At 61.7% G+C, this 17,413-nt stretch carries 16 protein-coding genes; 4 read left to right on the top strand and 12 right to left on the bottom strand.

Annotated elements, in window-relative coordinates; translation table 11 throughout:
• Nucleotides 1-465 precede the first annotated feature (465 nt).
• Entirely contained in the window at nucleotides 466-2,406 is a 1,941-nt protein-coding gene (locus FHT75_RS34160; RefSeq protein ID WP_063476313.1) for a M23 family metallopeptidase, read from the top strand.
• A gap of 113 nt (nucleotides 2,407-2,519) precedes the next feature.
• Here FHT75_RS34160 and clpB read toward each other — a convergent pair whose 3' ends face one another.
• Nucleotides 2,520-5,120, bottom strand: coding sequence for an ATP-dependent chaperone ClpB (clpB, locus tag FHT75_RS34155; protein WP_063476312.1), 2,601 nt, complete (start codon nucleotides 5,118-5,120; stop codon nucleotides 2,520-2,522).
• A 44-nt stretch (nucleotides 5,121-5,164) separates the two neighbouring features.
• Between clpB and FHT75_RS35695 the strand changes: the two genes are divergently transcribed.
• A complete protein-coding gene (locus FHT75_RS35695) occupies nucleotides 5,165-5,323 on the top strand; it encodes a hypothetical protein (RefSeq protein WP_176707411.1) in 159 nt (52 codons plus the stop codon).
• 48 nt (nucleotides 5,324-5,371) lie between these two features.
• On the opposite strand, the gene FHT75_RS34150 is transcribed toward FHT75_RS35695, so the two are convergent.
• From FHT75_RS34150 to FHT75_RS34130, 5 genes are all read right to left on the bottom strand, one after another.
• A complete protein-coding gene (locus FHT75_RS34150; RefSeq protein ID WP_063476311.1) occupies nucleotides 5,372-6,106 on the bottom strand; it encodes a DUF4167 domain-containing protein in 735 nt (244 codons plus the stop codon).
• A 343-nt stretch (nucleotides 6,107-6,449) separates the two neighbouring features.
• The gene (prmC, locus tag FHT75_RS34145) at nucleotides 6,450-7,310 is read right to left on the bottom strand and encodes a peptide chain release factor N(5)-glutamine methyltransferase (RefSeq protein WP_063476310.1); all 861 of its coding nucleotides are present in this window, start codon (nucleotides 7,308-7,310) and stop codon (nucleotides 6,450-6,452) included.
• A complete protein-coding gene (gene prfA / locus FHT75_RS34140) occupies nucleotides 7,307-8,386 on the bottom strand; it encodes a peptide chain release factor 1 (protein WP_047619957.1) in 1,080 nt (359 codons plus the stop codon). The genes prmC and prfA overlap by 4 nt, the downstream gene beginning before the upstream one ends.
• 29 nt (nucleotides 8,387-8,415) lie before the next feature.
• Nucleotides 8,416-10,683: a phosphoenolpyruvate--protein phosphotransferase gene (gene ptsP, locus FHT75_RS34135; RefSeq protein ID WP_047619955.1), complete on the bottom strand. Its 2,268-nt coding sequence runs from the start codon at nucleotides 10,681-10,683 to the stop codon at nucleotides 8,416-8,418.
• A gap of 89 nt (nucleotides 10,684-10,772) precedes the next feature.
• Nucleotides 10,773-12,047, bottom strand: a complete 1,275-nt coding sequence (locus FHT75_RS34130; protein ID WP_047619953.1) for an aspartate kinase — start codon at nucleotides 12,045-12,047, stop codon at nucleotides 10,773-10,775.
• A 298-nt stretch (nucleotides 12,048-12,345) separates the two neighbouring features.
• Here FHT75_RS34130 and ubiG point away from each other — a divergent pair, with 298 nt between their 5' ends.
• Nucleotides 12,346-13,092: a bifunctional 2-polyprenyl-6-hydroxyphenol methylase/3-demethylubiquinol 3-O-methyltransferase UbiG gene (gene ubiG / locus FHT75_RS34125; protein WP_047619973.1), complete on the top strand. Its 747-nt coding sequence runs from the start codon at nucleotides 12,346-12,348 to the stop codon at nucleotides 13,090-13,092.
• A 55-nt stretch (nucleotides 13,093-13,147) separates the two neighbouring features.
• On the opposite strand, the gene FHT75_RS34120 is transcribed toward ubiG, so the two are convergent.
• Genes FHT75_RS34120 through FHT75_RS34105 form a run of 4 tightly spaced genes read right to left on the bottom strand, consistent with a single transcriptional unit; the run spans nucleotide 13,148 to nucleotide 15,506 of the window.
• Nucleotides 13,148-13,576: a DUF1178 family protein gene (locus tag FHT75_RS34120; protein WP_063476309.1), complete on the bottom strand. Its 429-nt coding sequence runs from the start codon at nucleotides 13,574-13,576 to the stop codon at nucleotides 13,148-13,150.
• On the bottom strand, nucleotides 13,573-14,430 hold the full coding sequence (locus FHT75_RS34115) for a carbon-nitrogen hydrolase family protein (RefSeq protein ID WP_063476308.1): 858 nt from the start codon (nucleotides 14,428-14,430) through the stop codon (nucleotides 13,573-13,575). Before FHT75_RS34115 ends, FHT75_RS34120 begins: the two co-directional genes overlap by 4 nt.
• A gap of 10 nt (nucleotides 14,431-14,440) precedes the next feature.
• Nucleotides 14,441-14,698, bottom strand: a complete 258-nt coding sequence (grxC, locus tag FHT75_RS34110; protein WP_047619947.1) for a glutaredoxin 3 — start codon at nucleotides 14,696-14,698, stop codon at nucleotides 14,441-14,443.
• 31 nt (nucleotides 14,699-14,729) lie between these two features.
• On the bottom strand, nucleotides 14,730-15,506 hold the full coding sequence (locus tag FHT75_RS34105) for a ComF family protein (RefSeq protein WP_097623610.1): 777 nt from the start codon (nucleotides 15,504-15,506) through the stop codon (nucleotides 14,730-14,732).
• A 433-nt stretch (nucleotides 15,507-15,939) separates the two neighbouring features.
• Between FHT75_RS34105 and FHT75_RS34100 the strand changes: the two genes are divergently transcribed.
• Nucleotides 15,940-16,824 (top strand): methyltransferase domain-containing protein, encoded by an 885-nt coding sequence (locus FHT75_RS34100; RefSeq protein WP_063476316.1) that lies wholly within the window; start codon nucleotides 15,940-15,942, stop codon nucleotides 16,822-16,824.
• A gap of 15 nt (nucleotides 16,825-16,839) precedes the next feature.
• Here FHT75_RS34100 and FHT75_RS34095 read toward each other — a convergent pair whose 3' ends face one another.
• Both FHT75_RS34095 and FHT75_RS34090 read right to left on the bottom strand, forming a co-directional pair.
• Entirely contained in the window at nucleotides 16,840-17,007 is a 168-nt protein-coding gene (locus tag FHT75_RS34095; protein WP_047619943.1) for a Flp family type IVb pilin, read from the bottom strand.
• A 70-nt stretch (nucleotides 17,008-17,077) separates the two neighbouring features.
• Nucleotides 17,078-17,395, bottom strand: a complete 318-nt coding sequence (locus FHT75_RS34090; protein WP_047619941.1) for a hypothetical protein — start codon at nucleotides 17,393-17,395, stop codon at nucleotides 17,078-17,080.
• Nucleotides 17,396-17,413 lie beyond the last annotated feature (18 nt).

Below are 17,413 nucleotides of genomic sequence, written 5' to 3'. Positions count from 1 at the left end.
ATCCGCCAATCCGCTTGAGGTTCTTTAGAACGAAAGACTTCGTCGCCAGCAGCGCCGCCGCCCTCGTTCAGTGAGGGGGCTTATAGAACTAACCCTCCCAAGCAGTCAACAGGCCATTTCGAAAAAAATGATATTTCTTTCATGTCATTGTTTTTTCAGATCAAATTCCGGGAGACACCCAGATGCGGTCATTTCCCGGATTCCGATCGGCCTTAAACCCTCAGGAAAAGATGAACGTCTTTCGACTTTTCGTGGAAAGCACGCTCTTTTGTCTCCTGCGCCCCGACATCATCACAATCTGCTGGTCTTAAGAGACACACGATTCACACAGGCAAATGCAGGCAGACTGCCTTTTCCCGGGTGATTTGACTTCCATGCTTAAAATATGCACATCTTTCGCCCCAGCCAGGATGGCTAAGAAATGCTCTCTGAGACGCCTGATGTAAGGACGCGGACCCGACTGCCATGATGACGGAGAAAATGATGATCCGCTCGTTGGGCAACGAGCCTCCGCTTCTGGCCGACGGCAGACGCGCGCCCGACCGGCGCGAAGTTTCCCTGCGTTGGCTCTCGGGCACGTTCCTCACCGGCATCACCTCGTCCGTGCTCATGGGTGTCGCCCTTTTTGCCGCCCTTGACGGGCGCCAGCAGCTGGCGATCCCCGCCGAAGCCTATGCAAGTGCCGCGACAGACGCGCATGAGGATACGACAGTGGTCCGCGGCGGTCGGCTGATCGCGCCCGCCATCGCCGCAAAACCGTCCGACCGTGCCATCATGGAAGTTTCGACCGTCGTCCATGACGGCGAAAAGGAAGTCGTGCGCCGCCAGCCCTTCGCGCATGTGAAGATGACACTGGCCGCCAACCACGTGGCGACCGAGGACTATCCGGACTTCGATCCCCTGGCGATCTTTTCCGCCGACGAGCCTCAGCCCGCCCCGCAAAGCCGCACCGGTGCGCTTTACGGCTCCGACGTTGAATCCGAAGTCAGCCTCAAGACCATTCCCTTCCCCACCGGCAAGACCAACATGCAGATGGCGTCCGGCCTGTCGCTCGAAGAGGTCGAAGAGAACGTACGATCCAACGGCTCGGTGCTGACCGACGGCAACACGCAGCTCGCAGCGCTCTATTACGTCGATCCGCGCCGTTTCTCCAACGAGGATGCCGATGTCGATCTGACCGCCGGCCTGTCCGCCCGTGTGCTCGAACAGAACATGACGGTCTCCGCATCGGAATCGATCACACCGCAGACCGAAGAGTTCGCCGACGACATCCTGCCGGTGCGCATCGACACGCCGATCGCCAAGGCGCTGACGGATTCAGGCTATCCACAGCAATATGCCGATGGCATTGCCGGCTTTATCTCGCAGCAACTGGGGTCCACCGATCTCGATAAGGGCGACGTGCTGCGCATCGGCATCATTCAGAAGGGCGAACAGGCCAAGATCATCCGCGCCAGCGTCTATCGCGGCACGCGCCATCTCGTCACCGTGGCCGTCGACGACAAGGGCAGATACGTACCCGGCAGCGAGCCGCCGATGCTGGATGCCATCGCCACCGCTTTCGATGATAATTCCTTCGCGCCGCCTCCCGGCCAGAACCTGCCGCGCGTCTATGACGGCATCTATCGCGCTGCCCTTTCCTACGGCATGACCAAGGATATGACGGCGCTGATCATCAAGCTGCTCGCCAGCAACGTCGATTTCCAGGCGCAACTGAGGACGACCGACAGTCTCGAGGCCTTCTTCTCCGTCGCCGACAGCGCCGGCCAGGCGACCGAGGATTCCGAACTGCTCTACGTCAACGCCCGTTTCGGCGATACGCAGACGCGCTTCTATCGCTTCCAGGATCCCGATGACGGCACGGTCGATTATTTCGACGAGAACGGCAAGAGCATCCGCCAGTTCCTGCTGCGCAACCCGGTTCCGAACGGCATCTTCAAATCGGGCTTCGGCATGCGCCGTCACCCGATCCTCGGTTTCGCCCGCATGCACACAGGTGTCGATTGGGCAGCGCCGCGCGGCACGGCGATCATCGCCGCCGGCAACGGCACGGTCGAGAAAGCCGGCTGGGATTCCGGCGGTTACGGCAACCAGACGATTATTCGCCATGCCAACGGCTATGAATCCTCCTACAACCACCAGAGCGCCATCGCCAAGGGCGTCGTCCCCGGCGCCAAGATCCGCCAGGGCCAGGTGATCGGCTGGGTCGGCACCACAGGCGAATCCACCGGCCCGCACCTGCATTACGAATTGATCGTCAACGGCACGAAGGTCGACCCGCTGCGCATCCGTCTGCCGGGCGGCAAATCGCTGCAGGGCGAGGCGCTGGCGAAATTCGAGGATGAGCGCAAGCGCATCGATACGCTGCTGAACAACCAGACGTCAGACCAGGTGGCCAGCAAATAATCTCCGACAGCGTCCTTTGAACTGCCTACACGCTGGTCATCCCGGTCGCCGATCGCACCCCAGACGAAAAATGGCGGCCGAAGCCGCCATTCCTCATTCATCCGCAAACCGGTTTACGCCGCTTCGCTCACCGTCTGCTGCGTCTTGAACTGCAGCCGGTCCGAACCGCTCGTCACCTTCACCGTCGATCCGTCCGGCACCTGGCCGGACAGGATCTGCTCGGCGAGCGGATCCTGCACGAACTTCTGGATCACTCGCTTCAGCGGCCTTGCGCCGTAGACCGGATCATAACCCTTGTTCGCCAGCCAATGGCGGGCGTCTTCGTCGAGATCGATGACGATCTTGCGCTCGGAAAGCAGAGCCACCAGCCGTTTCAGCTGGATATCGACGATCGCGCCCATCTCCTCACGTTTCAGGCGATGGAAGAGGATGATCTCGTCGATGCGGTTCAGGAATTCCGGCCGGAAATGCCCGCGCACGACCTCCATCACCTGCTCGCGAACCGTATCGCTGTCGTCGCCGTCCCTCAGCTGCGTCAGATATTCGGCACCGAGGTTCGAGGTCATGATGATCATCGTGTTGCGGAAATCGACGGTCCGGCCCTGGCCGTCCGTCAGGCGTCCGTCGTCCAGCACCTGCAGCAGGATGTTGAAGACGTCGGGATGCGCCTTTTCGATCTCGTCGAACAGCACGACCTGATAGGGCCTGCGGCGCACGGCTTCCGTCAGCGCTCCGCCTTCGTCATAACCGACATAGCCGGGAGGCGCGCCGATCAGACGGGCAACGGAGTGTTTCTCCATATATTCCGACATATCCATGCGCACCATCGCCGTTTCGTCGTCGAAGAGGAAGCGGGCGAGCGCCTTGGTTAGCTCCGTCTTGCCGACGCCGGTCGGACCGAGGAAGATGAACGAGCCGATCGGCCGGTTCGGATCCTGCAGGCCGGCGCGCGCGCGGCGGACGGCGCGCGACACGGCCTGAACCGCATCACCCTGGCCGATCACCGATTTCGCCAATTCGTCTTCCATCCGCAGCAGCTTGTCGCGTTCGCCCTCCAGCATCCTGTCGACCGGAATGCCGGTCCAGCGGGAAACGACGTGAGCGATATTGTCGGGGCTTACCACCTCCTGCACCATCGCGCCGCGATCGCCATCCTGCTTCTCGGCATCGACGAGCTGCTTTTCGAGATCCGGAATGACGCCGTAAGTCAGCTCGCCGGCACGCTGGAACTCGCCTTTGCGCTGGGCGATCGCCAGTTCGTTACGGGCATCGTCGAGCTGCTTCTTGAGATCGGCGGCAAGGCCGAGCTTCTGCTTTTCCGCCTGCCAGCGGGCCGTCAGCGCATCGGCCTCTTCTTCGAGGTCGGTGAGTTCGGTCTCCAGCCGCTTCAGCCGGTCGGCCGAGGCAATGTCGGTTTCCTTCTTCAGGGCCTCGCGTTCGATCTTCAGCTGGATGATGCGGCGGTCGAGTTCATCGAGCTCTTCCGGCTTGGAATCCACCTGCATGCGCAGCCGCGCTGCCGCTTCGTCCATCAGGTCGATCGCCTTGTCGGGCAGGAAACGGTCGGTGATATAGCGGTTGGAAAGTGTCGCCGCGGCCACCAGCGCCGCATCGGCGATGCGCACCTTGTGATGCTGCTCGTATTTTTCCTTCAGGCCGCGCAGGATCGAGATCGTGTCTTCGACCGTCGGTTCGTCAACGACGACGGGTTGGAAGCGGCGGGCAAGGGCCGGATCCTTCTCGACATGTTTGCGATATTCATCAAGCGTGGTCGCGCCGACGCAATGCAGCTCACCGCGGGCAAGGGCGGGCTTCAAGAGGTTGGAGGCGTCCATCGCCCCATCCGCCTTGCCGGCGCCGACCAGCGTGTGCATCTCGTCGATGAACAGGATGATCTCGCCGTTCTCCGCCTGCACTTCGTTGAGTACGGCCTTCAGCCGCTCCTCGAATTCGCCGCGGTATTTCGCACCGGCAATCAGCGCGCCCATGTCGAGCGCCATCAGCTTCTTGTCCTTGAGCGATTCCGGCACGTCGCCGTTGACGATGCGCAGCGCCAGGCCTTCGACGATCGCCGTCTTGCCGACACCGGGTTCGCCGATCAGCACAGGATTGTTCTTGGTGCGGCGCGAAAGCACCTGGATGGTGCGGCGGATTTCGTCGTCGCGGCCGATCACCGGGTCGAGCTTGCCCTCGCGGGCTTCGGCGGTGAGATCGCGTGCGAACTTCTTCAGCGAATCGAAACCCTGCTCCGCATTGGAGGAATCCGCCGTCCGGCCCTTGCGGATGTCGTTGATGACCTGGTTGAGGCCCTGAGCCGTCACGCCTGAATTCTTCAGCGTCGAAAAGGTCGAGGCCGAGGATTCGATCGCCAGCGCCTGCAGCAGGCGCTCGACGGTGACAAAACTGTCGCCGGCCTTCTTCGCCGCCTCTTCAGCTGTTGAAAGTACCTTGGCAAGCGGTTGCGCAAGATAGATGTTGCCGTTGCCGCCGGAAATTTTCGGCAGCTTGGCCAAAGCCGCGTCGTTGGCAAGGCGGGCCGCCTTGGCATCGCCGCCGGCGCGCTCGATCAGCGAGGCCGCCATGCCCTGATCGTCGTCGAGCAGGACTTTCAGCACATGTTCGGGCGTGAATTGCTGGTGACCTTGCGCCAGCGCATAAGTCTGGGCGGACTGGATGAAACCGCGCACCCGCTCGGAATATTTCTCGATATTCATATTCTACCTCCATGGATCGCCCTGCCCTGACGAGGCGCAGACCGATGATTGAGATCGACCCCCTGAAAAGGCAGGCCGCGCGTTGCCCGTCTGGGATTTCGGGCGAAGCAGTTCGAGGAGAATATGGTAGCCTGTTCTGCGAGTTTAAAGCCCATAAAACGAAAATCCCCGGCGCGAGACCGGGGATTTTAAAGGCAATTTGAGCAGATGGCATGAACCTCACGCTCTCCCCTGAAGGAGAAGCGAAATCCTCATTCCGATGCGACGTCAGCCAGCACCGGCGCCTCGGCAGAGGCACCCTCGCCTTCAGCAGCAGCTTCCCCTTCTGCGCCGCGACGCGGGCGACGGGGACGGTTGCCGGTGCTGCGACGGCGAGGCTGGCGTTCGCGCGGCTGGCCGCCCGAACCTTCCTCGTCCATGGCGACTTCGGCCGGGATACCTTCGATCTCCGGCTGCGGGCCGGTTCCATCGATGACCTCGGCCTGGGACACTACCGGCGCCGGAGCAGGAGTCGGCTGGGGCTGGGACTCAGGCTGCGGCCGCGGCTGATGCTGCCTGCTCTGCGGCGGCTGGACGATAACGACGTCGTCACCGTCATTGTCGTTGCTATCCATATCGTCGCCGTCGCGGTCCGCACCGTCGCGATCATTGTAATCGCCGCGATCGTCGCGCTGGAAGCGCTCCTGCATCTGCGCCTGGGCGCTGGCGATGATACGATTGTAATGTTCGGCGTGCTGGAGATAGTTCTCGGCAATCACGCGGTCGCCGGAGCTTTGGGCGTCGCGGGCGAGTTGTGCGTATTTTTCGGCGATATGCTGCGCAGTACCGCGAATCTTCACATCGGGGCCGGAGCTGTCATAGGTCCGGGTCAGCGGATTGCCGCCCTTGCGGTTGAAATTGTTGTTATTGTTATTTCCACCGCCGCCGTTGTTATTATTGTTGTTACCACGCCCTCGACCGCGCTTGTTCTGCTGTCCTGGCCTCATAGATCGTTCACCTGAATTCTCTGTTTGTGATGGATACATGGCACCAACCGCCATGACCGGAAAACCGGGTCAGGACCTTTGTGCCGCGAGCATACTGCGCCTTTGCGCCGACCTGCCGCTTGGTTCTCAAGTCAGTTTGACTGATTCACGCATTGGGTCGTGTTCAACCGTTGAAACTCTCGTTTAAAAGAGCGGACCCCCGAGGCAAACCAAGTACCGAACGAATCTCGTTCATTCCTATCTGCCCAACACGTAACCGCAACCTATATTGCTTCCCTGGGAAATCCAAGCCTTTTCTTCGCAATAACAATAATGTCCTGTCCAGTGCAGCAATTATCGCCTGTCACGCGAGCGCGAACACGAGCACCCTGTCGTTCTGACCATAATCTTTCACGGATTTGAGGCACTTGAAGCCTTTCGCTTCAAAGATCGCCGTCACATCGTTTCGCTGATCGTAGCCGATCTCCAGTCCGACGAACCCATCGGGTCTCATGAACCTTGCCGCATCCTTGGCTATGGCTTTGTAGGCGTCAAGCCCATCCGGGCCGCCATCCAGGGCCGCAAGCGGATCAAATTTCGTCACTTCGGGAGCGAGATCGTGAATGACATTGGAAGCAATATAGGGCGGATTTGAGACAATCGCGTGAAAGGACCCTTCGATGCTCTCGAACCATCTCGACTGTATGGCCTGAAACCGATCCAGCAATCCGTTTCTTTCTGCATTCGATCTTGCCGTCAAAAGCGCATCCGCCGATATGTCGCTGCCGACACCTGACGCATCAGGACACTCGCTCAAAAGCGCAAGGCATATCGCCCCAGTCCCGGTTCCTAGATCAAGGATATGGAGATCGCCTTCAGCTTTTGCAAGGTTGCTGAGATAGGCGAGCACCGTATCGACCAGGATTTCTGTATCCGGCCGAGGCTCCAGCGTTTCCGCCGAGAGCCGAAGCGGCAAGCCGTAGAACTCACGCTCGCCGAGAATGCGATGCACCGGCTCATGGCCGAGCCGCCGCTCCATCGCCTTGAAGATCAGCTCGGACCGCTCGGGAGAAAGTCTCTCGGCCGATCGCGTCAACAGCTCGGTCGGCGACAATTTCAGAAGGCCCGCGACCAGCAGCCGCGCATCGGTCGCCGGATCGACGATACCTGCTTCAGTGAAGCGTCGGCGCGCGTCAGCAAGCATATCGGCGACCGTCGAGCTCATTGCTGTTCGCCGAGCTGTGCCAGCTGGCTTGCCTGGTAATCGGCCATCAGCGCATCGACGACCTCCTCGATCTCGCCTTCCATCATCCGGTCGAGCTTGTAAAGCGTCAGATTGATGCGATGGTCCGTCACCCGACCCTGCGGGAAATTATAGGTGCGGATGCGTTCCGAGCGGTCGCCGGAGCCGACCTGGCTCTTGCGATCGGCAGAGCGCTCGCTGTCGGCCCGCTGTCGCTCGGCATCGTAGAGCCTGGAGCGCAGCACCTGCATCGCCTTGGCGCGGTTCTGGTGTTGCGACTTTTCCGAGCTGGTGACGACGATGCCGCTCGGCAGGTGGGTGATGCGCACCGCCGAGTCCGTCGTATTGACGTGCTGGCCGCCCGCACCCGAAGAGCGCATCGTATCGATGCGGATATCCTCCGGCCGGATCTCGATGTCGATCTCCTCTGCCTCCGGCAACACTGCAACGGTTGCAGCCGACGTATGGATGCGTCCGCCCGCCTCGGTTTCCGGCACGCGCTGCACGCGATGTACGCCGGATTCGAATTTCAGTTTGGCGAAAACGCCCCTGCCGGTGATCGTCGCGATGATTTCCTTATAGCCGCCGGCTTCGCCCTCGCTTGCCGAGAGAACTTCCACCTTCCAGCCCTTTTCCGCCGCGAAACGCTCGTACATGCGAAAGAGATCGCCGGCAAAAAGGGCCGCTTCCGAGCCGCCGGTGCCGGCGCGGATTTCGAGGATCGCACTCTTTTCGTCCGCTGCATCCTTCGGCAAAAGCAGGATCTGCATGTCCTGTTCGAGCGCCTCGATCTGCTCTTTCACCTCCGGCAGTTCCAGCTCGGCGAGGTCGCGCATCTCGCGGTCGACCGATTTATCCGCCAGCAGCGTTTCGAGATCGGCAAGCTCGGCGACCGCCTTCTCATAGGCACGGATCTGCGTCACGACGGGCTGCAGCTCGGAATATTCGGATGCGAGCTTCACATAGACATCGGCAGCCGGGCCAGCCGACATGCGCGCCTCGATCTCGCCGAAACGGCGCTCCAGCTCGCGCATTTTTTCAACGGGAAGCTTCGCCACCCTTCACTCCGATTCTTCTTAATCTCTGTCTAAAGGGGAATATTGTGGCTCTCGGCGAAGCGGGCAAGCACCTCGCGCATCGGCATCACGGCGTGGTGATCGTCCAGCACCTCGTCCATCACCTTGGCCAGCGCCCCGACATCGAGCCCGAGCAGCATCGCCTTCACCGGTCCGATCGAGGCCGGCGACATCGAGATCGAGCGGAAGCCGATGCCGAGCAGCGCCATCGCCGAGATCGGTTTGCTGGCGAGTTCGCCGCAGAGCGTCACCGGCGTCTTGTTCCGATCCGCCCCGCGCACGATATCGCGCAGGATGCGCAAGAATGGTTTGCCGAGCGGATCGAAGCGATCCGAGACCCGCGCATTGCCGCGATCGACCGCCATCGAGAACTGGAAGAGGTCGTTCGAACCGACCGAAACGAAATCCACCGCCTCCATCAGTTCGTCAAGCTGCCAGAGCAGTGCAGGCACCTCCAGCATCGCTCCGAATTGCAGCTTGCGCGGCAACCCGTGACCGAAGCGCGAGAGGTGCTGCACTTCCTTCTGCAACAGCTCGCGCACGATCTTCAGCTCCGAAACCTCGGTCACCATCGGCACCATCAGCTTCAGTTCGGTGTCGGCCGACGCCTTCAATAGGGCGCGCAGCTGGGTGCGCAATAGTCCCGGCCGATCGAGCGATAGCCGGATGGCGCGCCAGCCAAGGGCGGGATTTTCTTCCTCATGGCCGCGGAAATAGGGCACGACCTTGTCGCCGCCGATATCCAGCGTGCGGAAGGTGACGGGGCGGCCCGCCGCCTGTTTTATCACATTGCGATAGAACTGCTCCTGCTCATCCGCCTTCGGCATGGTGGAGGCGATCATGAACTGCAGTTCGGTGCGGAAGAGGCCGATGCCCTCGGCGCCCGATTCCGAAAGCTGCGGCAGGTCGACCAGCAGCCCCGCATTCATCATCAGCGCGATCCGCTGCCCATCCTTCGTCACCGGCTCGACGGCGCGCAGCGCCCGGAACTGCTCCTGCCGTCTGGCACGGAAGCGGACCTTTTCCTCGTAGGAACGCCGATGATCGGCCATCGGCCGCAGATGCACATGCCCCTCGTCGGCATCGATGATCACGGCATCGCCGTTCTCGGCGAGCGCCACGACGCCGGCTGCCTGGCCGATGACCGGAATGCCCATGGCGCGCGCGACGATCACCACATGGCTCGTCACCGCGCCTTCTTCCAGCACCAGCCCGCGCACATTGGCACGTGGATAATCGAGCAGTTCTGCCGCCCCCATGGCGCGCGCCAGAATAACCGCGTCGCTGGGGAAACCCTCGGCCGTCGTCCGCCCGGTATAACCCGTCAACTGTCTGAGCAGCCGGTTCGCCAGATCCTCGAAATCGTGCATGCGTTCGCGCAGATACGGATCCGTCAGGCGCATCATCCGCGCCTTGGTATCGCTCTGCACCTTCTCGACCGCCGCTTCCGCCGTCAGGCCGTTGCGGATCGCCTCCTCGAGCTTGCGCACCCAGCCCTGATCATGCGCGAACATACGATAGGTTTCGAGCACCTCGCGGTGTTCGCCTTCCATCGACACGTCGCGACGCGACAGCATGTCGTCGATCGAGATCCGGAGCGAGCCCATGGCTTCGGCCAGCCGTCGGATTTCCTTCTCGGCATCCTCGTTGAGCAGGTTGGTGACGACGATGCGCGGCTCGTGCAGCACGACGTAACCGAGGCCGATGCCGTCATTATAGGTGTCGCCGTCGACGGTCACCGAACGCGTCAGGTCGAGTTCGAGGCCCGGCTTGGTGATCTTCTTGAGCTCGCCGGTGGCGATCATCTCGGCCAGCACCATCGCCGTCGTCTCGAGCGCTTCCAGCTCTTCCTCGCGATAGTTGCGGCTCGCCTTGTTCTGGACGACGAGAACGCCGAGCGAGCGCCCGGTTCGGAGAATCGGCACACCAAGGAAGGAATGGTAGATCTCTTCGCCCGTTTCCGGCAGGTAACGGAAAGCAGGGTGTGACTGCGCGTCGGAAAGGTTCAGCGGCTGGGCCGAGGCTGCGATCGTGCCGACGAGGCCCTGCCCCATCTTCAGTTGCGCCAGATGCACGGCCTCGCGGTTGAGACCTTCGGTTGCATAGAGTTCGAGGACGCCGTCGGCGCGCAGCACGTAGACAGAGCAGACTTCCGCCACCATGTTGCCGGCGATCTGGCGGACGATCCGGTCAAGACGATCCTGCGGCTCCAGCGGCTCCGCCATCAACTCGCGCAGCCGCCTGAGCAGCACGCGTGGACCGCCGGAAAGGTCTCTCATGGCGTCTCAAGCTCCCGAAACAACGCACTCAGTCCCGGCGGGCCGGCCCTCGTCTCCTCAACCTGAAGGGGCAGGCCGCCCACTGGGAATCAATTCTTATCCAGACCGTAGCAGGAATGCAAAGTCCTGACAGCGAGTTCTGCATAGGGACCGTCGATCAGGATGGAAATCTTGATCTCGGAGGTCGTGATCGCCTTGATGTTGATGCCTTTTTCGGCAAGTGCACGAAATGCGGTCGCGGCAACGCCCGCGTGGCTGCGCATGCCGATGCCGATGACCGATACTTTCACCAGCCCCGATTCGTTCTGCACGACATCGTAGCCGATCTTCTCCTTATGGTCGCCGAGCACCTTGATCGCCTTCTCGACGTCGCCTGAAGGGACGGTGAAGGTCATGTCGGTCTTCGACCCGTCCTCGGAGATATTCTGGACGATCATGTCGACATTGATATGGGATTCGGCGAGCGGTCCGAAGATCGCTGCGGAAACGCCCGGCCGGTCGGCAAGACGGCGAAGCGAGATCTGAGCCTCATCCTTGGCATAGGCGATGCCGGTGACTACTTCCTGTTCCACGATTTCATCCTCGTCACAAATCAGCGTTCCGGGCGGGTTCAACAGATCGCCCATGCCCGGAGCATCGGGATCTTCGAATGACGAGCGCACGAAGGTGCGCACCTTGTGCACCATGGCAAGCTCGACCGAGCGCACCTGCAGCACCTTGGCGCCGAGCGAGGCCATTTCCAGCATTTCCTCGAAGGCGATCTTCTTCAGCCTGCGCGCCTTCGGCACGATGCGCGGGTCGGTGGTGTAGACGCCGTCGACATCGGTATAGATATCGCAGCGATCCGCTTTGACAGCTGCCGCGATCGCGACGGCGGACGTGTCCGATCCGCCGCGCCCGAGCGTCGCGATACGGTTGTCGGGTCCCAAACCCTGGAAACCGGCGATGACGGCAACCTGCCCCTCGCCCATCCGCTTGACGATGTCGGAGCCGTCAATCTCCATGATCCGCGCCGCGCCATGAGCGTTGTCGGTGTGGATCGGGATCTGCCATCCCTGCCAGGACCGCGCATTGATATCCATCGCCTGCAATGCGATCGCCAGCAGTCCGGAGGTCACCTGCTCGCCGGATGCGACCACCGCATCATATTCCCGCGCATCGTAAAACGGAGAATTGGCACCGATCACCTTCGGCGTGCCTTGCACCCAGCCGACCAGTTCATTGGTCTTGCCGGACATGGCCGAGACGACCACCGCCACCTCGTGCCCGGCATCGACTTCGCGTTTTACGTGGCGGGCAACGTTCTTGATGCGGTCCAGGTCAGCGACGGATGTGCCGCCGAATTTCATTACGATGCGTGCCATATGCCTCTACCACGACTGGCGCCGGAACAGCGGAAAACCGAACCCGGCATCACGAAAGCTCTGGGGCGGACCGCCTGGCCAAAGAGCCGGATTCCCAACTTCTGGAACCGCTCTAAAAGCCCAGGCCCCAAAAGGCCCCAAGTTGCGGCGTCTCTTAGCGAGTTTGGCGGGGGTAGGCAAGCGCACGCGATAAAAGCTGTTGGCGAGCGGCTCCGCGCTCGTCAGTCCGCTGATCCACGCCCCTTGACTTATGCCGTCGATCGTCCGACTTCACATTGAGCGAATGAAGGAGTGGACGATGACGGAAGGCGCCAGAAGCACGATCGACCAGGGCGAAGTGGACCGCTTCTCGGCGATGGCGGCGGAATGGTGGAGCCCGACCGGCAAGTTCAGGCCGCTACACAAGTTCAATCCCGTCCGGCTTACCTATATAAGAGACAAGGCCTGCGAGAATTTCGGCCGTGATCCGAAAAGCGCCCGCCCGCTCGAAGGCCTGCGGGTGCTCGATATCGGCTGCGGCGGCGGCCTCCTGTCCGAACCTGTCGCCCGCATGGGCGCCTCCGTCACCGGCGCCGATCCGTCCGAGAAGAATATCGGCATCGCCTCTACCCATGCCAAGGCATCAGGCGTTTCGGTCGATTATCGCGCTGTCACTGCCGAGGAGCTCGCCGACGCCGGCGAGACCTTCGATATCGTCTTGAACATGGAAGTGGTCGAACACGTCGCCGACGTCGAATTTTTCATGACGACCTGCGCGAAAATGGTCCGCCCCGGCGGTCTGATTTTCGTTGCCACCATCAACCGCACGATGAAGGCGGCCGCGCTCGCCATCTTCGCCGCCGAAAACATTCTACGCTGGCTGCCGCGCGGCACGCATCAATATGAAAAGCTGGTGCGCCCGGAAGAGCTGGAAAAGCCGCTGGCGGCAAGCGGCCTCGAGATCACCGACCGCACCGGCGTCTTCTTCAACCCACTGTCGAACCAATGGAACCTGTCCAAGGATATGGACGTCAATTATATGCTGCTGGCAAAGCGGCCGGCGTAAGTCCAGGGCAGGCGCCACATGCAGGTAGCCATTGCAGCAGCCCGCGCGGACTGCGTCAGTTCACGTCTTCCGGCAAAACCGGAATGGCTGCGATCTCGATGCCCTCTTCGAGGAGTGCCTGCGCCTCGTCGAAAGTCGCCTGGCCGATGATGCCGCGGGCATCCGCCTCGCCATAATGGATCTTGCGGGCTTCCTCGGGAAACTGCGTGCCGACATCCTCGGAATTGGCCTTGACGGCCGCGACCGCCTCTTTCAGCTTCTGCAGGGCCTCCTGGCGCATGGCATCCATCGCCAGTGTCTGGATCTCGTCCTTCTTCCGCGCCGTCGACACCGAAGGCGCCATCAACAGCTTGGAAATAGCAGCGGAATGACAGACGGGGCAGGTCAGGAAGCCGGTCGCGACCTGACGGTCGAAATCGGCGCTTTCGGAAAACCAGCCTTCGAATTCATGGGCATTGTCACAGGTGAGAGAATAGCGGATCAAGCGGCGACGCCTCCTGCGACTGCCCCCGCAATCTTCTCGACCGAGAATTCCCGGCCATTCCTCAGGTTCGGGATCTTGTCATGCGCGGTTTTGACCGCACTGGGATCGATCTCGGCAACGATAATGGCCTCGCCGGTGGCGCCGGCCGACGCCAGCACCGTGCCCCAGGGATCGATGATCATCGAATGGCCAAAAGTCTCGCGGCCGTCCTCATGCCGGCCGGCCTGTGCGGCGGCGATGACGAAGACACCGTTCTCGATCGCGCGTGCCCTGAGCAGAATCTCCCAATGCGCCTCGCCGGTCTGTTTGGTGAAGGCTGCGGGAACCGTCATCACCTCGGCGCCGGCAATCGCCTGGGCGCGGAAGAGCGTGGGAAACCGCACGTCGTAGCAGATCGTAAAACCCATTTCGGCAAAGGGCAGCGACAGAACACGGGCCTCCGAGCCGGCCGTATAGGCGGCACTTTCACGCCAGCTCTCGCCATTGTCGAGGTCGACGTCGAACATATGGATCTTGTCGTAGCGATTGAGGATTCGGCCGTCGGGACCGAAGAGGAAACCGCGATTGGCGATTTTGCCGTCGGCAAGGGCGATTGCCGTCGAGCCGACATGCACGTGGATGCCGAGTTCGGCGGCGAGCTCCGAGCCGGTCTTGACGATGATGTCATGCGCCTCGTCGGCAAGCACGGCGCGCGCCGCCGCGCGATCGCGCTGCAACATGCCGGTCATCTCCGGCGTCTGCACATAGATCGCGCCCTCTGCGGCGGCCTCGCGCACCAGCCGCGCCATGGCGGCGGCGTTCTTCACCGGATCGACCCCGGAACACATCTGGATGGCGGCGGCCTTGAAGCTCATCGATTTGTCCTCAGGCCGCCAGCATCGGATCGAGCTTGCCGGCCCGATCGAGCGCGAAGAGATCGTCGCAACCGCCGACATGATCGGCGCCGATGAAGATCTGCGGAAAGGTGGTGCGGCCGTTCGACTTGCCGATCATCTCCTGGCGAAGATCCGGCGAAAAGGTTGCGTCGTGTTCGACGTAGTCGACGCCCTTTTCTTCGAGAAGGGACTTGGCGCGGCTGCAATAGCCGCAGAACTGCCGTGTATAGATCGTGACGGGTACCATAATCTCTCCAGACCGATGCCGGGTATTTCTGTCATATAGGCTCGGAGAGAGCCCTTGCAAAGGTCAAAACCGTTATCTCGGCCGCACCTGCCTTGCGCAATGTCCGGCTTGCCGCAGCAACCGTCGCCCCCGTTGTATAGACGTCGTCGACGAGGACGATGCGCTTGCCGAAAATGTCGTTTTCGCAACCCTTGGCAATCGCGAAAGCGCCCCTGACATTGTCCTCGCGCGCCTTCGCGCCAAGGCCGACCTGCTGGCTGGTGCGCTTGACGCGAATAAGCGTGGCTGCAAGCAGCGGCTTGCCCGAAAGCCTTGCCATATGGCGGGCAAGCTCGGCTGCCTGGTTGAACTTGCGCGCCAGCATGCGGGTGCGATGCAGCGGCACCGGGATCAGCGCATCGCAGCTTTCGACCGCCCCGTCGGAAGCGCGCAGCATCCAGGCGGCCATCATCGGCGCCAGATCGGTACGGTCGCGATATTTCAGCCCATGCACGAGATCGCGGACCGCATGGTCGTGGGTCGCAGCCGACCGCAGCCGGTCGAAGGGCGGCGGGTCAGCAATCGCCTCGGCACTGAGGATGCCGGCACCGAGATCGTGCGAAAAGGGAATGCCGAGCACCTCGCAATAGGGCCGTTCGATGAAGCGGATGCCGGACCAGCATTTTGCGCAGAGCCCGCGATGGCCGCCTGTGGAAATACCGCAGACGGAGCAGGCGGGCGGATAGAAGAAATCGGCAAGCGCCGACAACGGCCGCACGAGATGCGCCCGCAAAAACTCTGCCGGTCTTTCGAAATCGATCGAGCCCATGCGGCTAAGACTAGAGCCTTTCCTGGTCAGATTGAAGCATTCTGTTGGCTCAAACGGAGTCGGATGGTCGACCGGCCGGCGCGCGTCGTAGCCCGGCTCTACGGCCAAGCCGGCCGGTCGATCAGCCAGCCGTTTCAGCCAACCCTCCCGCAGATTTGCCTGGCAAATCTGCAAGACTTTAGAACCGCCGGACGCACCTATTGCTTCGCATGGCGAAGCAGTGCGGCCGGTGGGCCGGGCATCTCTACGCCAGGGCAGAGGCGATAAGCTCGGTCGGACGTACCAAGGGGTATGCCCTTCGCCAATCGCCTCTGCCCTGACGAAAACCTGCTCCGGCAGAATGCTTCAATCTGGCCAGGAAAGGCTCTGGCGCGTTCTGCGCGAAACGAAAATCGTCTTGCCGCATAAACGGCGCGGGACTAAGGACATCGCCATGGAAACGATCTTCGACAAGGCCCTGATCGCCGCACACCGCCATCGTGCGCTTGCCAGCAACGACCCGAAAGCCGCCTTCCTGCTCGACATCGCCGCTGAGGAAATGGCCGAGAGGCTTGCCGTCGTCGAGCGGACCTTCGAGACCGCCGTCGAGCTGCACGGCGCAACCGGGGCTGCCGCCCGTGCGGCGCTGGCGACGGGCAAGATCGGCACGATGATCCGCGTCGAAAGCGAGAAGGCCTATGCCGGGCCGGGCGAAACCTTGATCGAGGCGCCGCTCGAAGATGTGCCGCTCGAACCGCAATCGGCCAATCTCATCCTTGCGCCGCTCAGTCTGCATCTGACCAACGATACGCCTGGCGTTTTCATCCAGATTCGCCGAGCCCTGAAGCCGGACGGGCTGTTTCTCGCTGCGATCCCCGGCGCCGGGACCCTGCAGGAACTGCGCGAGGTGCTGCTGGCCGCCGAGGTCGAGATGACCGGCGGCGCAAGCCCGCGTGTCATTCCCTTCGCCGATGTGCGCGATGTTGGCGGCCTCATGCAGCGCGCCGGCTTCACGCTGCCGGTGATCGACACGGAGAACTACACGGTGCGTTATGATTCGCTCTTCCCGCTGATGCGGGATCTGCGAGCGATGGGCATGAGCAATCCGCTTGCAGCCCGCGGCCGGATGCCGCTGACACGCGCCTTCTTCCTGCGCGCAGCGGAGATCTACGCCGAACGCTATTCCGATCCCGACGGGCGCATCCGCGCCACCTTCTCGATCGTCTATGTCTCGGGATGGGCTGCGCACGAGAGCCAGCAAAAGCCGCTGAAGCCCGGTTCGGCCAAGGCTCGCCTCGCCGATGCGCTGAAAGTGGACGAGCACAAGCTCAGGCAGTAATGGCCGGCTGCCTCTTCAATTCCCAGGCAGATTGTTGCCGATCGCGTTGAAAATATCCTGCAGTCTGCCGGAGAAGATACCGAGAGCAGAGACAATTGCGCCGCCGATGACGGCGGCGATCAGCCCATACTCGACCGCCGTCGCACCTCTATTATCTGCAAGAAATGCCTTCAAAAAATGCATCACCCAACCCTTAGCGCGAACGGACAGCAAACGACCAATTCCACGACCATCAGGTGATGGCCGACATTTTTCAGCAACCGGCGCCGACGCCATAGCCCTGGACGACGCAGACCGAGCCGGGTGTATCCTGGAGGACGCTGCGGCGAATCGTATAACGCTTGCCGCTTTCGGCCTTCGGAATCGATCCTGTTGTCATCGTATCAAATTCAAGGGGAGCGCTGGCAAAGACACTCTTTTTCGAGGAATCCGCAAGCATCGGCGTCAGGATGAGCGTCAGCGCAACCACCGCCGTACCGAACAGAAGGGCGATATTGAGCGCACCCGTCCTGCGCGAGGCAGACGAAGCCCGTTCCTTTTCCCGGACAGCTTTCCAGAAATCATCGTCCATGACGTCAAGCCTTTTAAT

This window comes from Rhizobium sp. BK112, from assembly GCF_014193215.1.
In the GTDB taxonomy this organism is placed as follows: domain Bacteria; phylum Pseudomonadota; class Alphaproteobacteria; order Rhizobiales; family Rhizobiaceae; genus Rhizobium; species Rhizobium anhuiense.
Note: the sequence above shows the minus strand (reverse complement) of the source record. Positions and strands in the feature narration are given on the sequence as shown.

Excerpts from the sequence above, each read along its gene's own strand:
- FHT75_RS34090 (WP_047619941.1), bottom strand. The coding sequence starts at position 17,395 with ATGGACGATGATTTCTGGAAAGCTGTCCGGGAAAAGGAACGGGCTTCG.
- ubiG (WP_047619973.1), top strand. The coding sequence starts at position 12,346 with ATGACGGAAGGCGCCAGAAGCACGATCGACCAGGGCGAAGTGGACCGC.
- FHT75_RS34100 (WP_063476316.1), top strand. The coding sequence starts at position 15,940 with ATGGAAACGATCTTCGACAAGGCCCTGATCGCCGCACACCGCCATCGT.
- FHT75_RS34095 (WP_047619943.1), bottom strand. The coding sequence starts at position 17,007 with ATGCATTTTTTGAAGGCATTTCTTGCAGATAATAGAGGTGCGACGGCG.
- FHT75_RS34160 (WP_063476313.1), top strand. The coding sequence starts at position 466 with ATGATGACGGAGAAAATGATGATCCGCTCGTTGGGCAACGAGCCTCCG.
- FHT75_RS35695 (WP_176707411.1), top strand. The coding sequence starts at position 5,165 with ATGATTGAGATCGACCCCCTGAAAAGGCAGGCCGCGCGTTGCCCGTCT.
- FHT75_RS34105 (WP_097623610.1), bottom strand. The coding sequence starts at position 15,506 with ATGGGCTCGATCGATTTCGAAAGACCGGCAGAGTTTTTGCGGGCGCAT.
- FHT75_RS34130 (WP_047619953.1), bottom strand. The coding sequence starts at position 12,047 with ATGGCACGCATCGTAATGAAATTCGGCGGCACATCCGTCGCTGACCTG.
- FHT75_RS34115 (WP_063476308.1), bottom strand. The coding sequence starts at position 14,430 with ATGAGCTTCAAGGCCGCCGCCATCCAGATGTGTTCCGGGGTCGATCCG.
- grxC (WP_047619947.1), bottom strand. The coding sequence starts at position 14,698 with ATGGTACCCGTCACGATCTATACACGGCAGTTCTGCGGCTATTGCAGC.
- clpB (WP_063476312.1), bottom strand. The coding sequence starts at position 5,120 with ATGAATATCGAGAAATATTCCGAGCGGGTGCGCGGTTTCATCCAGTCC.
- FHT75_RS34150 (WP_063476311.1), bottom strand. The coding sequence starts at position 6,106 with ATGAGGCCAGGACAGCAGAACAAGCGCGGTCGAGGGCGTGGTAACAAC.
- prmC (WP_063476310.1), bottom strand. The coding sequence starts at position 7,310 with ATGAGCTCGACGGTCGCCGATATGCTTGCTGACGCGCGCCGACGCTTC.
- ptsP (WP_047619955.1), bottom strand. The coding sequence starts at position 10,683 with ATGAGAGACCTTTCCGGCGGTCCACGCGTGCTGCTCAGGCGGCTGCGC.